The organism is Paenibacillus sp. SN-8-1, from assembly GCF_050995535.1.
Taxonomy (GTDB): Bacteria; Bacillota; Bacilli; order Paenibacillales; family Paenibacillaceae; genus Fontibacillus.
Genome location: NZ_CP194782.1, coordinates 1,805,725 through 1,820,777, shown reverse-complemented (window position 1 = coordinate 1,820,777; position 15,053 = coordinate 1,805,725). Strand labels below are relative to the sequence as shown.

Here is a 15,053-nt window from a genome sequence, read left to right as displayed (position 1 = left end):
CTCAGCTCGTTTTAACAGAGCTGAGATTTTTTCATTATGCAGCTCTTCGGTATTCGTTAGGTGACAAACCATCCAAACACTCTGTATACCGGTAGTTGTTGTAATAACGAATATATTCGCTAACGTCTTTGAGGACATCTTCATAGGTATCATACTTTGTAAGATAATAGCTCTCTGATTTGTAAGTGCCCCAAAATCGTTCAATAGGTTGGTTGTCCAAGCATCGGCTCACACGAGACATGCTTTTCATAAATCCGTATTTTACATGGAGTCGATTATACTCATGAGACGTATACTGGAAGCCTCTGTCACTTTGAATAAGCGGGGTTACACCGGGGTTCTTCTCATAAGCCTTCTTTAGCGTATCCATGACGAGTTTATTGTTGTTGGAGGGGCTTAACACCCATGAAACGATAGAGTTATCGTATACATCAAGAATTGCACTCAGGTAGGCTTTACGGCCGTTTCCGTACTTCAATTCTGTAACGTCTGTACACCACTTCATATTAGGAGCAACTGCCTGAAATTCACGGTTCATTACATTTTGAGCTACATGCATCTCAGAGACTTTCACGTAGTTCGGCCGTTTCCTACGAATTACCGCCTTTAATCCAAGAGCACGCATAATTCGGTAATACCGCTTTTTATTGTACTTCTTCTTGAGCTTTCGGTTTAATTGGGTGCGCATTTGGCGATAGCCAAGTATCCCCTTTCGCTTGTCATAGCGAAGCTTCACTTCTTTAGCTAGCGTATAATTCTCAAGTTCTCTGGCGGATGGCATCCATTTTAACCCCTTATAATAGGCAGATCGAGCAACTCCGGCTAACGCACACAATTTCGTAATTGCATAACCTTTTTCTTTGTTCAGTTCTTGAATCGCTTGATACAAGTCTGCTTGTCGAACAAGGGTTAGCGTGTATTTCGTCGCTTGATCTCCGCCAACTTTTTTGCGAGGGCATTCTCCATTTCCAGGTATTCGTTTCGAGCTTCTAATTCCTTGATCCGTAGCTTAAGCCGTTCATGCTCATCTAGTTCCTCTGCAGGCTTTTTACGACCTCGGTTGTCCTTGAGGGCATCTTCACTACCAGCTCGGTATTTCCGAACCCATGCGTACACCTGCTGATAGGATACATCGTACTTTTCGATCGCCTTCTGATAATCCAAACCATTAGCGATTGTATATTGTGCAATTTCAATGCGTTCCTTGAAAGTTGTTTTACGTCCTTTGTTCATATGAGACAGTCCTTTTCCCTTAGGTGTAGGTTTCAATTCTATCTCATTAGTATACTTGGAAATCCATTTTCCCAAAACACTTCTACTCGAAATACGATGCTTCTTTGTTGCCTCTTCTACGGAGCAATGACCAGACAACACGTCTTTAATAGCCGCAAGCTTCAATTCCTTTGAGTATGATTTCCATGTATTCGATTCCTTTAATCCATCCAAACCATCTGCTTTATACTTTCTTATCCAATCCTTAACCGTACTCTTACAAACTCTAAGCTGTTTCGCTTCATAGTTTGGATTAGACTTATGCTCAAGACACCGCTGTACGGCATGTAATTTTACTTCTAAAGAAATAGGACTTCTTTTTGACATTAGAAAAACTCCCATCATTGTAGCAGTAGAAGTTTTTGTTTTTTCTACTGTCTACTATGATGGGAGCATATCAGCACAGGTGTCCTCTTTGCTTTTTCAAAAGCTATGGTTGGTGACTTACTCCTGGCCCAAATATAATAAAAGAGCATCTACCAGCTTTAAGCCAATAGATGCTCAACTATTATGCACGAGCGGTCTTCTCTTTCACAGTGTAAGGAACACGCAGCTTAGGCTCTGCGGCCTTCCCGTAATTCACGGTCCAAGTAATCACTTTGCCTGCAATTAATACAGCAACAATTGTATACATAGTCTCAAGTACAGGCATGTAGACTAATGAGATTAATAGCACAATAGCATCCAGTACAATAAATACAGTTCCTATCTTGATCCCTGTTAATTGGCTTAGAACCAGAGATAAAATATCATCTCCGCCTGTCGCACCGCCTGCGCGAAGCACCACTCCAGCGCCAATTCCGGTAAATACCCCGGACAAGACAGCGGCCACCATTAAATTGTTGTGCAGGTCCAATTGAAACGGTGAGAACCGATCACACAGTTCATAGAATCCTGAGAAAGCTATGGATGCAATCAGAGTATTCACCAGGAACTTGCGTCCCTTCAAGAATAAGGCAAAGATAAATACCGGGATATCCAGTACCAATGCGGTTATTGCCGGCGGGAAATCGAACATATACTTCCCAAGCAGGGAGAGACCAACAAAGCCGCCTTCAGACAGGTGGTTCTGAAAATTAATATGATAATACGTAAATGCCAGTAAAAAAGTACCGATCAGCATCATGAACAGCTGTTCCGAATCAACTAGACTTCTCTTCTTTTTCCTCATACCGAATCCCTCTTATCGTAGTTTGGTTAACCTTACGGCAACTCCCTACGAAGAAGGTCAGTGAGGACATTGTCCTTCGCATTGTCACACTCTTCTTTCGTGGGATATTAGCCGTACACCGACAGTCCACGAAAGAAGCTAAGTATAAGAGAGATCACAACGTTTCCAAATCGTCCTTTGGGGAATTGTCCTTCGGGGACACATGGTATCCTGATCCTTTCTATTTCATTTTGCAGTAACGATTCTTGAGCTCCGATTTTACAGACCTATCGTTTCTGCTTACTAATCTTATTATACCACAGCAATAATCATGTCTAAACAGCTTGTATGTAAAAACAATATTATTTCTGAAAACAAAAGTGATAAATTTCATTGCATTTTATTTATTTTCACAAAGTGTCAACTTTCCGTGTGACGAAAATCACATTATGCTTCCCGCTGAGTTTCTATACTTAGTTAAGAATTCAAGTCCATTTACGGGAAGGAAGAAACAGACTTATGTTAGATCAACACACCATCGATATTATCAAATCAACCGTCCCTGTTCTCGAAGTACACGGACAAGACATTACTAAGACCTTTTACCAAACCATGTTCAGAAATCACCCTGAACTACTTAATATCTTCAATCATGCCAACCAACGTCAAGGCAAGCAATCCGCCGCACTGGCTAACGCTGTATACGCGGCAGCGGCACACATTGATCGACTGGAAGAGATTCTCCCGGTTGTAGTTCAGATTGCTCACAAACACCGCGCGCTTGGCATTCTGCCAGAGCATTATCCTATTGTCGGTGAGAACCTGCTGGCAGCAATCAAGACCGTCCTTGGTGATGCAGCTACGGATGAGATTATTGATGCATGGGGCCGAGCTTATGGGGTCATTGCGGATGCTTTTATTGGAGTCGAGCGGCAAATGTACGAGGATGCTGAGCAGCAGGCCGGCGGCTGGGATGGCTTCCGTCCATTCGTAGTCGAGCGTAAAGTTCGCGAAAGCGAACTGATTACTTCCTTTTACCTGAAACCGGTAGATGGCAAAGCCATTGCCTCCTTCGCGCCAGGGCAGTACATCACCGTTCGGGTTAAGCCAGAAGGCCAGGAATTCACCCATCTGCGCCATTACAGCCTGTCGGCTGCACCTGATCCGGATTATTACCGGATAACCGTGAAACGCGAAGATGCCGCAACCGATAAACCTGCAGGTGCCGTATCTACTTATTTACATGAATCTGTAGAGGAAGGTAGTATTCTTGATATCAGTGCTCCGGCCGGCGTATTCGTCCTCGATCAGACCAAAGACACTCCGGTTGTGCTTCTAAGCGGCGGGGTCGGCCTCACTCCTATGGTTAGTATGCTGGAGACTCTTCTCAAGAACAGTCCAGAGCGCGAGGTTGTATATATTCATGCGGCACGAAGTGGAATTTATCATGCGATGAAAGATCACATAGCTGAACTGACCAAGCAGCATGCTAATCTTAAATCTTACCTCATTTATGAGTCACCTGAACAAGATGAGGCATGCGACAAGACGGGATATATTGATCTGGCTTGGCTTCGGCAGGTAACAGATCCGAATTCGGATTTCTATTTCTGCGGCCCTGTTCCTTTTATGCGGGCAGTCAATGAGGCTTTAAAGACATGGGGAATTCCTGCTGAGCGGACGCACTTTGAGTTCTTTGGCCCGGCAGACAATTTATAATATTAGCTTCTAGACTTGTAAGCATTCCTGCCCTCCATATTACTGGACCTGGGATGCTCCTTTATCTTTTTTCTCTAATAAAACCAAAGAGCTGATCCTTCTCCTTATTCAGGTGAAGATCAGCTTCTTTTGTATATTCTGATTCTATTGGTCAGTGTCCCCTCAAAAGCCGATTGACCGTCTCCCGCCGTACCCCGATCAGCTGGCCAATCTCCTCCTGTGTTAGGAAATCAGTTAGTGGAACCCCATGGGCATAACTGCTCAACCATTTCTTAAGCAGCTCTAATCGTTCAGCCGGTGTACCTACAGTCAGGTGGTCCAGCCGTTGCTGCATGAATCTGACCTTCTCCTGAAGCAGACTGGCAACCTCAAGAGGCCTCTTGGGATCTTCCTCAAGTTCCCGGTACCAATCGGCGGCCGGAATAGCTTCAACTTCACTTCGTATCAAAGCGATCGCAGTTCCGTGAGTCTCCTTAGGTGATATCAAAGAATGATGCGGAACGGTCTCTCCTGGATATAAGATGTTAAACAGAACCATATTTCCGTTCTCGTGAAGTCTTGTTACTTTGAAAAGGCCGCTCTTGATTTTGTACAAGTAAGCTCCATCATCCCCCTGATGAAATAAGATCTCCCCTTTGTGCAAAATCATGCTAATCTCTCCTTATCGATTGCTTTCTAATAACTTCTCTTTATTAAATATACCAATATTTCGGATCGCCTGCTCAGCTTCTGGCAGCGTATAGGCCAAAAAGTGAAATACACTCCACATATTGTCCCAGATCTCAATCGTAACGTCTACATCTGCTTGCTTCGCCCGTTCACTCAGCCTTACCGCATCACTCAGCAGCACTTCCAGATTTCCAACTTGAATCAGAAGAGGAGGGAGTCCCTCTAGATTCATTCGCAAGGGCGATAGTATTTCAGGCGGGGTACCCTGCCAGTTGCCCAGATATGCAGCAATAATCTGCCTATTTCCTTCCAGACTGCCAGTGGGATCATTCTCTTTATTAGTCACATAGGAGTCCCCATCTAAATGAACAAGATCCGCATGAGGAGATATGAGAAATGCCCCTGCTGGAAGGTCTTCTCCCCTATCCCGCAGGGTAATCAAAGTCATAAGAGCAAGAGTTGCTCCTACGGAATCACCGCCAAACATGATTTGACTGGCGGAATAACCTTCTTCTCTTAACCAGTAGTATGCCTTAAGAGCATCCTCATTCGCAGCCGGATAAGGATGCTCTGGCGCGAGACGATACTCAAAAGTTAATACTTTAAATCCGCTGGAATGCGATATTCTTGCAGCCATATCCCGGTAAAAGCCGCAAGTACCCGCGACAAACCCGCCTCCGTGGAAATAAAGCACTACCGGTCTGCTCCCATTTTCTATTGCTTCAGCCTCACTTACCCATTCCCCATAAAGTCCATCCACGTTCACCGGTTCTGTAGTCAGGCCCTCCATACTTGGAATACCCTTTGGAGCCTCGGATAGTTCCCTCCGTATCTGTTCCAAGGGACGGAGCGGGTCGTTCATTTGCTTCAAATGCGCCCTAATGCCGGCAAGCTGCTGTGGATTTGTTAGATTCATGTTTATATGCGCCTCCTACAGGTTTGATAATCTTACTCTAAAACCTGTAGTTAGGTACAAGGTCAAGCTTGAATTTTCTCCTCCATCCCCAGAGTCTGAAGAACCTGCTGGATTTCCGGATGTTTATGTACGGATTGCAAATTACTTTTCAAATGGCTCAGCATTTTCATGGTATTCTGCTGTTTTTCTATTTCTGTCTCTATGCTGTTCATCTTCCTGTCTATCAAAGCTATGAAATCTTCAATTCGAATGCTGTCTTTTCCGGCCTTAAGCGCTTTCCTAATTTCTTTTAGCGTAAAGCCGCAGTCCTTAGCATTCTTGATAAAAGCAAGACGAGTCAGAACCTCTTCCGAATATATGCGGTACCCTGAATCACTCCGGGAAGGCGTGTCAATGAGACCATAGTTCTCATAATATCTAATTGTCTCCATATTCAGCTGGGCCATTCTTGCCACATCCCCACGTAAAAATCCGCTCATTACGAATACCCCTTCCCTGTTGAACCTAAGTATATTTTAACAAATTCTATTCATAGACGCTAAAGACCCTATTTCCATTCGGCTTGCTTCCCTATATCCAAAAAAGAGGCAGCCCTTAAGGCTGCCCTTCTTAGTTAGTCATTTCTGAGTGCTGTCTTTGACCCGTCAAATCTGGTTCGCCATGCTTCATAACTGTGAACAGCCACACCAGCAAAAGAAGCATGCTTATCTCCCAGGTTGACCAGCTTGTTCAGCTCCTCTTCAAGCTTCGAATCAGACTGGGCATAAAAGGATACCCCTTCACCCTCTTGGCTTTGCGCAACCTCGACACCGACCCACACTTTCTTCCCCTCTGAGTCGGCTTCAGAAAGCATATGTTCAGAAATATCATAGATTTGGTCCGCTTTGTCACGGTAGGCCATGATGGCTAGATAATCAAGCTTGCTGATCATCCATTCACTCATTGGCTGCTTGCCGTTCCCATTAGGATTGCTCACCCCATTCAGCCAGAAAGGGACAGCCGCTCCAATGGAAAGGCCGGCCTCTTTACCGCTCTGAATCCACGACCTCATATTACCCATCCATTCCTGAAGCACAACCTTCTGACTGGACTTCCACTGCTTGAGCAAATAAGGTTCCACATCGAATTGGACGCCCGCGAACTGCTCCTCCGGTTTGGAGCTTGCGTTATAGTCCTTCACCCAGTTCAGGAATTCATCAGCTTCTCCTTTGTGATCATACAGCGCCCAGCCGGGTCTGCCATTTAAGGCATGCACCTCAATATCTTCCTTCTTGGCTTTGGAGATGAAGCTGCGGTATTGATCCGCAGCTACCTTCTCTCCCACTTGTAGAAAAATGATCTTAACGCCCTGTTCCTTGGAAAACTTCACAATATCATCAGCTTGATTGGTGATCAAATCCGTGTCCCAAAGCCACGTAGATTTGTTCTCTGATGCCAATGGCTGCTTGTTAAGATAAGGAATAAGCACGACCAACACCATGATGATGACCAAGAGAGCGAAGATATAACCCTTATTCTTCATCATAAATAACTTGATCGTCTGATCCCCCTTCCTAATCTAAAAACAATCGGATTAGACAATTAGAGCTGGCTCTTCCTGCTCAACAACCTGCTGTACTGAATGACCAATCTTGTATACATTCTCGTGAGGGAAATCCTTGAATGCATTTCTTGTATCCAGAATCGGTACACCCAAGCTTGCGATTTCATTATAATTCAGATCACTATGATTCGTGATAAGTACGATGCAGTCGTATTTCTTGATCTGTTCCACGTCATACGCGATGCTGCTAACTGTGTTTCCAGTCTTGTCACGGAAAGTTGTAGCATGCGGATCGTAATAGCTTACATAAGCGCCGCTGTCTTTGAACAGTTCGTATACCTCAAGTCCCGGGGACTCACGAAGATCGGCAATATCCGGCTTGTAGGCCATACCAAGGATAAGAATATTCGATTTCTTGACCGATTTAGCATACTCGTTCAGAATTTTCGAAGTCTTATTCACTACATAGTAAGGCATATTATCATTAGTGGATTGAGCTAGTTCAATAAATTGACTGTAGAAACGGAAGCCCTTGGCTTTCCATGACAGGTACATCGGGTCAAGCGGAATGCAGTGACCGCCGATGCCTGGACCAGGATAGAACGGCATAAAGCCGAACGGTTTTGTTTTTGCGGCATCAATGACTTCCCAAATATCGATACCCATACGGTCACACATCATTGCCATTTCATTAATAAAGGCGATATTGACACTGCGGAAGGTGTTTTCCAGCAGCTTGGACATCTCAGCCACTTTCGGAGAAGAGACAGGAACTACAGTCTGGACATATTTGCTGTAAAGTGCTTCGCCAAGCTTAAGGCAGGCTTCAGTAGTTCCGCCGATAACTTTCGGCGTATTGAATGTATTAAAACGTGTATTCGATGGGTCAACCCGTTCTGGGGAGAAGCAGAGGAAGAAGTCTACTCCGACCGTATAGCCTAGTGCTTCCAGCTCATGTTGAATGAGCTCTTCTGTAGTTCCCGGATAAGTAGTACTTTCTAATGTGATCAGGATGCCTTTTTTCATATACTTCTTGATTTCATCTACCACAGTCACAATATAGGAGGTATCTGGATCCTGATTCTCACTGAGCGGCGTTGGCACGCAAATGCTGATCGCGTCAATTTGTCGAATGGAGCTGTAGTCTGCAGTCGGCTTGAACCGTCCGGAAGCGATCGCTTCTGCCAGCGTCTCATTGGAAATGTCGTGAATATAGGATTCTCCACGATACAATTTATCAATCTTGGAGATATCCAGATCAATACCGATGACATGGAATCCCTGCTTAACCATCTCTACGGCGAGCGGCAGACCTACATAGCCAAGGCCCACCACACCAAGTACGGCATTCTTCGATTCAATAGCACCCAATAAGTCATGGTATTCTTTATTCACAATCTCTCAGCCTCCATTTTATCTGTATATTTTTTATAATGATAGTAAATTTAGAAAAATAATTAGTTGAAGCAGCGACGAATTCTTGCATCCAGCTCTACCGGTGAGAAAGGCTTCGTAATATAGTCTTCAACTCCGCTTTGGAAGCATTGACTAATGGTCTGTTCAACTTTCTGCTCAGTCAGAACTACAATCTTCGGCGACTTGCTCTCATTCAGTTTCTGAATATGATGGATGTACGGCAGTCCGTCAATCCCGTACAGATTCAGCTCCGTAAGAACAAGATCTGGCTTCATTTGCTCAATCAATTTAAGCGCGGTGAGACCGTCGTTGGCCTCGTACGTTTCATAGCCTTGCATTTTAAAGCGAATCTGCAGAAATTCACGAATAGTCGGATCGTTGTCTACGATCAGAATACTGCTGCGGGCAGCCTTTGCTTCTTCTCTTGTGAAAATATGAATATCTCCCGACAAACTGCGTCTTGCAGACTCAGCCATTTGTTTCAATACAATTTCTGTCGGTTCTCCTTGTTCCGGGAAGCTGGCCAGCGTGATCCGTGGATCCAAATCCGCTTTGATATCCTGAAGCCGCTGTTTGAGCAGCAGGCCTTCAAAATGCACAGCATCCAGAGCTTGTCCCGGCAGAATTACTGCCAAGGTGTTGTTCTCGTCATCACTCCAAACCTCAAAGGAAAGATCAGGCTGAGCTTCCAGGACCCCACGGACTTGGGCATCTAAATTTGCAGGACCGTTTTCGGAATACAGAAATATCACTCCGCATACCTCGTGTTTGGTTCCCTTCACCCATTCCTCGATGTGCTGGTATAAGTTCTCTTGAATACCCCTTTGGAGCGTAGCCGAATTGGGCATTTCAATTCCCACCTTTCATATTAGTTTGAATTTTATTTTGATCGACTGTAGGCATCACTTCCTTCCCGGGGTGGGGAAGCATTATCATTTATGCTGCACTGCTTGGGGCCTCACTTTTTTCTTCTTTCCAGCTCTGCCTTGTCATTGTTCCCCATGAATTGTTGTTCTGCAGATACTGTATATGTCCCTGAATACGCCAGAGCGTACCCAACTGAGAGTAACCAAAGAATTTGAATGCGCCATAGAATAGCATTTTGACCAAGTCAGATATTTTGGTAAAGCGCTTGAATGCAAGCTCTTCCAGCAGCAGCGCCCCAATGCTGAACAAGTATCCACTAAGGAAGTTGATCAGTCCAAACACCAGAAGAATCTTCCACTGGGTCATATCCAGAGCTACATAGCCGGCTAAAGCCACCAGACCTGTAATTTTGAAATAAGGATTCAGGGCCTCAAAAATAATGTTGTACGGCATTGTCAAAAGTCCCATAACCTTATATTTCGGATTGAAGGCCATGTCATAGTTCTCGATCATGTTCTTCAAATTACCGCGTCCCCAGCGCTTACGCTGGTTAGCGAGAATATTGTAGGTATCCGGTGCCTGAGTCCAGCACACGGCTTCAGGACAGAAAGCAATCCGATATTTCAGCTTATTCTCCAGCATGTACCGGTGAAGTTTAATGATAATGTTCATATCTTCGCCCGGGTAACCACCACGGTAGCCCCCTACGGCAATTACATAATCCTTACGGAACAAGCCGAAAGCACCTGATACGATAATAAGTCCATTGATGGAGCTCCAGCCGATCCGGCCTCCCAGGAAGGCTTTCAAATACTCAACCGCCTGGAACATTGGCCACATTTTGTTCGGCAAGGAGAAGTCCTTAACCTGTCCATTCTCGATCAGACAGCCATTCGCGATACGAACATCTCCTCCGATCGCAACCGTCTCTTCGGGATTCTCCATATACTGTCTTGCCATCCGAATGAGCGCGTCTTTCTCCAGAAGTGAATCGGCATCAATAGAAGAGATCAGCGGATAGTGCGACAAGTTAATGCCGGCATTCAATGAATCCGCCTTACCCCCGTTCGGTTTATCTATTACATACAGATGGGGATACTGAGAATTATAGTAAACCCCGTTAATCTCCTGACAATCAATAGAGTTTCTCATGTCCGGATTTGGAATTTTCTCAAGGCCGAATTCTCTTACCAGAACGCCTAGAGTGTCATCTTTCGAACCGTCGTTAATGACGATAACCTCATAATTTGGGTAGTTCAATGTCAAAAGACACTTTACATTCTCGATAACGGTAACTTCTTCATTGTACGCAGGTACCAATAGAGATACCGCTGGTACTAGCTCTGAACCCGAGAGCGTATTATATTTCGAATACGCCGATCTGCGGAATATTGTCATAATGTTCTTGAATGAGAAGGCGAGTACAGAGAAATACAGTACGTTAACCGTCATTACATAATAAATGGCGAACAAGCCATAGATGAGAAGTATATCCCTAAGCAGAGTAATCCCCCCCAACTGCTGCTACTTGGCGTACCGGCTTTCTTTCGGCAACTCCGAAGTACCGGTCATAAAGCAAACGTTTTTTATTGAAGGACACCATTTGATCAACAGCATGATGATCCGTTCCCTCAGTCATAACTTTCTCAATATGATATAGAGCTGTCTCCCGCTCTACTCCTGAACCACGAAGCGCCGTTTCACACAAAATTTCAAAGCCTGTCTCTCCAAGCTTAGCCAAACTTTCGGCACTGTTATTCCGCACCCACCAGTTCTCATCTCTCATCGCATTTCTGAGAAGAGGAATGCTTCCTGCTGCATGAAGCGAGCCAAGTGATTTGGCGATGGCGGCGCGGACTTCCCAATTGTTATCCGACATGAGCTGCTTAATCGTCTCATCCTTGAGAACCGGATTAGAGCTCAGGTACAGCTTGACGGCTTCTGCCCGAACATCTTTCTCCTCCGCCCCGACCAGGCGGTCGAGAGCCGGAATAACCTCGGGTACTGCCTGTCCCCACATGGCGACCAGGGCAACTTTTACAAAATCCGCATTTCCGTCCTCAAGCAGCTTCAAAAGCAGCTTACTGGAATCAAGATCTGTCTCTAGCAGCACATCGGCCACCAGATTATGAATTGGCTTGCCATGTCTCAGCATAAGTTCGAGCATTTCCTTAAGCTCTTCCTCCTGCTTGGCACTCTTGGCAATCGCCCGTCCGAGAATAATGGTGAGTGGACTGTAACTTTGCTTTCTCAGCATTTGAAGCAGGCGGGGGACCGCTTCTGCGGCCCGCATGTTACCTAGTCGGTAAGCTGCTTCTACCCGGCGTCCAAAGAATAGGCTGTCCAGCTGCTCAAGCTCATCCTTTACAAAACCCGCCTTCTCGCACAATTCAACGATTCTGTTACGAAGCTCACCTTTGAACTGTTCGATCCATTCTACGAACTTATCTTGAATCACTCTTCTCTCCAGAGCCGTCAATTTGCCCGGCGGTACTGGAAGATCGCTGCCTTCATGTAAATGAGATTGGATATACCTGAAATAATCCTGATGCTTAAGCCGGTATTCCTCCGTTTTCTTAAGCGTCGCCAAATGTTTGAGCTTCATATAGAATAGGATTGCAATTCCGAGTCCGATCAATCCGAGGCACACATAGACGAAATAGATAGCCACGGTGACATGTTGAAACATAATGCAATGAGACCTCCTCTGTGAGTTCGTATTTACTGTACTACTTTTTCATTTTTGAGTAGACATCCTTCAGGTCGTAGTAGCCTGCTTTAAGGTGTTCTGTATACTCCACAGTTTCCCACGGATTCCACTTATAGATTGGCTGATCTTTAAGGTCCAGCTTACTCTCATTCCCACCCGGCCAGGACACCTGTTTGGTTCCGCGATCCACAATCCACGGTACGAACGTAATTCCCTCTGTTTTCACAGTTGAGAACGTGCGTCCCTTATTGAGTGGAGAATAGTCAATGACCTGCTGAGAGCTAGGATCCGCAAATCCAAGAAGCATCCAAGGTATACGAAGCTCTACCTGCTTACCGCTGTACTGCCATGAAGTCAGTGAGTCAAATTGCGCACTACTTCGGTTAGAGGTGCCCCTCTTCAAAATCCCTACCGTCTCATCTTGGAATGGATGAGATGTACGTGTATCCGGCGGAGTCATGGTCAAGCTGACCGCCAGCTTCCATGGTTGGAAGGCTGTTTTATCCGCAGCTGTCTGCTCAGGAAGCATCCAGTATCCATACCTTCCATACAGTCTTTGGTGGAAGTCGTAAGACGGAGCAACCTTAACTTGAGTCTCATTATCCTTACCGATGACAATCAGATTCTCGAGTCCGTCGCTAAGCGTCTTCTTCGGCAGCTCGTTCTTCGGCTGATCTCCGCCTGGCTGCGTATTTGTGCCTAGATAGATTAGAGATTTCTGAGGGTCGAAATTTTTCTCAAGCTCAAGCCCGACATACACATAGGCTTCATCATGAGTGACCTTCATTTTACTGATGCCCGGCACGGTCTTATCCCACTCGGTCACCTGATCCTTTGGAAGTGAGTTCCAATCATCCAGCTTGCCGTCAATGATGATTTTGTCAGACTTGCCAGGACCCATAGCAACCAAGCCGAACTCCTTCTCATTCGTCAGAACATTCAGCCAGTAGGAACGACGGTCGGCCGGTATTTCAAAACGCATAGTGTTCCATGTTTTCTTAAACCACTCATCCTGCCACATGAACAGGATCGCTCCTGAATATCCTTCATCATAAATATCCTGAGTAAGTGACGCGTCGATCTCGCCCTGCTCCTTCTCATTATGGCCCCCTTGGTTGCGTCCTCCCGGACCCAAGTGAGATATACCCACAGATGAAGGCACTCCATACTCAGTAACCATAATCGGAATATTCTTGTAATATGCCTTAAGATTTCGCAGATAAGCTTTATAAGTATTGAATCCACCCTTGCCATCAGGAATGGTCTGCAATGTCTTATCCAGGTGGAAAAAGTCAGGATAATAAGGGTACACATGGTATGCCGCAAAATATCCAGCTTGCCAATTCACCGGCTTGACATGAGTAGCATCTACACTAACGAGATCCTCCTGGAATAAAGGTTCACCCGGATGCTTAAGCACATCCGTTGTTACCCAGTTGGTGAAGGTTGCAGGATGCTCCCAGCCGTAGGTTTGCTCTTTGGCGGCTGCCCGATCCAGCATACTGGCCAGGAAGCTTTCAAACGGACTGGCTTTATCTGTCGCACTGAAATACTTGCCTTGATAAGGAGCCTGTCCAGCGTGAACCTTGTTCGTATTCTCCACCATTTCCGGATCCCACTCGGTTCCGATATGCCACGCCATCAAGTAAGCGCCTGCGTTGGTAGTATACTTACCTCCAGCAAATCCAGGTTTAACAGGGATGTCCAAATCCCCGTATACCGCACTTACCACCTTATCAATATCCTGCTCGAAAGCTTCACGAATTCCTCCGCTGTAAGCATCCTTAGAGTCAATCAACTGCTCTTCCTGTGAATAGACTCCCTGGATGAAATAGAGAGGATTTTCTCCCTTATCTCGGTTGAATTTAACTAATGACGTATAAAATACGGGATTATGAATCGTATAGACCCGAATCACATTTGCACCCATATCATAAATTTGCTGGAACCACCTTAGATAGTCCTCTTCTGTTGCCGGGAACTCACCTGGGAAATGCCCCGGTACGGTTGCTCCTAAATTGACACCTTTAACAAAAATTTCTTTCCAGTTCCCTTTCCCGTCGTATCTCAGGAACTTGTCTCCTGAGGTCTGGAACTTCATTTCCGTTCCATCCGAGGTAGCGTAACTTGTGTGGGACGGAGGAAGATACAAGAATACCAGGGAGGTTACCCCTCCAATTAAAATGATTCCAATCGTAATCCATAAAATTATTCGTTTGCGCGCTAATTTTGACATCGATATAAAATCCCTTCACCTCGCTATTTTTTTGTATGCAGGCGATTTCCATAGTATGGATCTTCACACCTCCACTCCCTGTCGTCACTCCTTAATGATTAACCAAGTGAACTCATAAAGTAACTAGGCGGATGGGAGCATTTTTTTTCGGGACTTTCATGAAAATTCCACGACATTACATAACATTTCTTACAAAAAACTATTAATCCGGTGAACCATATAAACTCCCAAATTGCTATGATTTTTTCAGTTGCGACATTTCGGGAGTTTCCTTGTCATTCCAAGCACAGCTATAGATCAGACGGATTTGGCATGTTTAATCCGTAGTCTCAGAACCATTATATGTAGTATTTAACGCTAACGATATATCGAAGTTGTGGTTAATATCCCACCCTTTTCCAAATTGGTAACAGAATTGATACCAAAGACTTATCGTAAATTGCTTATAAATCGCTGTATATCAACGTTTTACACTTTTTACCAGTTACAGAAAAAGAGCTTATAGACCTATATAGGGTCTTTTGGTAATTCGCTAATTAATCAATTCAATTCCCC

General features: G+C 45.1%; 13 protein-coding genes. 1 reads left to right on the top strand and 12 read right to left on the bottom strand.

Annotation, left to right across the window (positions count from 1 at the left end; all coding sequences use genetic code 11):
- Positions 1 to 34: 34 nt before the first annotated feature.
- The 3 genes from ACRRNK_RS08485 to ACRRNK_RS08475 form a co-directional block, all read right to left on the bottom strand.
- Positions 35 to 976 (bottom strand): IS3 family transposase, encoded by a 942-nt coding sequence (locus ACRRNK_RS08485; protein ID WP_433946783.1) that lies wholly within the window; start codon positions 974 to 976, stop codon positions 35 to 37.
- Positions 910 to 1,599 (bottom strand): helix-turn-helix domain-containing protein, encoded by a 690-nt coding sequence (locus ACRRNK_RS08480; RefSeq protein WP_433943245.1) that lies wholly within the window; start codon positions 1,597 to 1,599, stop codon positions 910 to 912. Before ACRRNK_RS08480 ends, ACRRNK_RS08485 begins: the two co-directional genes overlap by 67 nt.
- A 181-nt stretch (positions 1,600 to 1,780) precedes the next feature.
- Entirely contained in the window at positions 1,781 to 2,443 is a 663-nt protein-coding gene (locus ACRRNK_RS08475; RefSeq protein WP_433946299.1) for a YitT family protein, read from the bottom strand.
- A gap of 498 nt (positions 2,444 to 2,941) precedes the next feature.
- On the opposite strand from ACRRNK_RS08475, the gene hmpA reads away from it, so the two are divergent.
- Entirely contained in the window at positions 2,942 to 4,141 is a 1,200-nt protein-coding gene (gene hmpA / locus ACRRNK_RS08470) for an NO-inducible flavohemoprotein (RefSeq protein WP_433946298.1), read from the top strand.
- Positions 4,142 to 4,292: 151 nt separating this feature from the next.
- On the opposite strand, the gene ACRRNK_RS08465 is transcribed toward hmpA, so the two are convergent.
- The 9 genes from ACRRNK_RS08465 to ACRRNK_RS08425 form a co-directional block, all read right to left on the bottom strand.
- The gene (locus tag ACRRNK_RS08465; RefSeq protein WP_433946297.1) at positions 4,293 to 4,790 is read right to left on the bottom strand and encodes a Crp/Fnr family transcriptional regulator; all 498 of its coding nucleotides are present in this window, start codon (positions 4,788 to 4,790) and stop codon (positions 4,293 to 4,295) included.
- A gap of 12 nt (positions 4,791 to 4,802) precedes the next feature.
- Entirely contained in the window at positions 4,803 to 5,726 is a 924-nt protein-coding gene (locus ACRRNK_RS08460) for an alpha/beta hydrolase (RefSeq protein ID WP_433946296.1), read from the bottom strand.
- A 62-nt stretch (positions 5,727 to 5,788) separates the two neighbouring features.
- Entirely contained in the window at positions 5,789 to 6,205 is a 417-nt protein-coding gene (locus tag ACRRNK_RS08455) for a MerR family transcriptional regulator (protein WP_433946295.1), read from the bottom strand.
- Between the two features lie 134 nt (positions 6,206 to 6,339).
- Positions 6,340 to 7,251, bottom strand: coding sequence for a hypothetical protein (locus ACRRNK_RS08450; protein WP_433946294.1), 912 nt, complete (start codon positions 7,249 to 7,251; stop codon positions 6,340 to 6,342).
- Positions 7,252 to 7,299: 48 nt separating this feature from the next.
- Entirely contained in the window at positions 7,300 to 8,664 is a 1,365-nt protein-coding gene (locus ACRRNK_RS08445) for a nucleotide sugar dehydrogenase (protein WP_433946293.1), read from the bottom strand.
- Positions 8,665 to 8,726: 62 nt separating this feature from the next.
- Entirely contained in the window at positions 8,727 to 9,533 is an 807-nt protein-coding gene (locus ACRRNK_RS08440) for a response regulator (RefSeq protein ID WP_433946292.1), read from the bottom strand.
- An 88-nt stretch (positions 9,534 to 9,621) separates the two neighbouring features.
- Positions 9,622 to 11,004: a glycosyltransferase family 2 protein gene (locus ACRRNK_RS08435; RefSeq protein ID WP_433946842.1), complete on the bottom strand. Its 1,383-nt coding sequence runs from the start codon at positions 11,002 to 11,004 to the stop codon at positions 9,622 to 9,624.
- A gap of 43 nt (positions 11,005 to 11,047) precedes the next feature.
- Positions 11,048 to 12,241 carry a HEAT repeat domain-containing protein gene (locus tag ACRRNK_RS08430; RefSeq protein WP_433946291.1) on the bottom strand — a complete coding sequence of 398 codons (1,194 nt, stop codon included), beginning with the start codon at positions 12,239 to 12,241 and terminating at the stop codon, positions 11,048 to 11,050.
- 40 nt (positions 12,242 to 12,281) lie between these two features.
- On the bottom strand, positions 12,282 to 14,498 hold the full coding sequence (locus ACRRNK_RS08425) for a hypothetical protein (RefSeq protein WP_433946290.1): 2,217 nt from the start codon (positions 14,496 to 14,498) through the stop codon (positions 12,282 to 12,284).
- Positions 14,499 to 15,053 lie beyond the last annotated feature (555 nt).

Coding starts and splice junctions, on each gene's coding strand:
- ACRRNK_RS08480 (WP_433943245.1), bottom strand. CDS start 1,599: ATGTCAAAAAGAAGTCCTATTTCTTTAGAAGTAAAATTACATGCCGTA.
- ACRRNK_RS08475 (WP_433946299.1), bottom strand. CDS start 2,443: ATGAGGAAAAAGAAGAGAAGTCTAGTTGATTCGGAACAGCTGTTCATG.
- hmpA (WP_433946298.1), top strand. CDS start 2,942: ATGTTAGATCAACACACCATCGATATTATCAAATCAACCGTCCCTGTT.
- ACRRNK_RS08465 (WP_433946297.1), bottom strand. CDS start 4,790: ATGATTTTGCACAAAGGGGAGATCTTATTTCATCAGGGGGATGATGGA.
- ACRRNK_RS08460 (WP_433946296.1), bottom strand. CDS start 5,726: ATGAATCTAACAAATCCACAGCAGCTTGCCGGCATTAGGGCGCATTTG.
- ACRRNK_RS08455 (WP_433946295.1), bottom strand. CDS start 6,205: ATGAGCGGATTTTTACGTGGGGATGTGGCAAGAATGGCCCAGCTGAAT.
- ACRRNK_RS08450 (WP_433946294.1), bottom strand. CDS start 7,251: ATGATGAAGAATAAGGGTTATATCTTCGCTCTCTTGGTCATCATCATG.
- ACRRNK_RS08440 (WP_433946292.1), bottom strand. CDS start 9,533: ATGCCCAATTCGGCTACGCTCCAAAGGGGTATTCAAGAGAACTTATAC.
- ACRRNK_RS08435 (WP_433946842.1), bottom strand. CDS start 11,004: ATGACGGTTAACGTACTGTATTTCTCTGTACTCGCCTTCTCATTCAAG.
- ACRRNK_RS08430 (WP_433946291.1), bottom strand. CDS start 12,241: ATGTTTCAACATGTCACCGTGGCTATCTATTTCGTCTATGTGTGCCTC.
- ACRRNK_RS08425 (WP_433946290.1), bottom strand. CDS start 14,498: ATGTCAAAATTAGCGCGCAAACGAATAATTTTATGGATTACGATTGGA.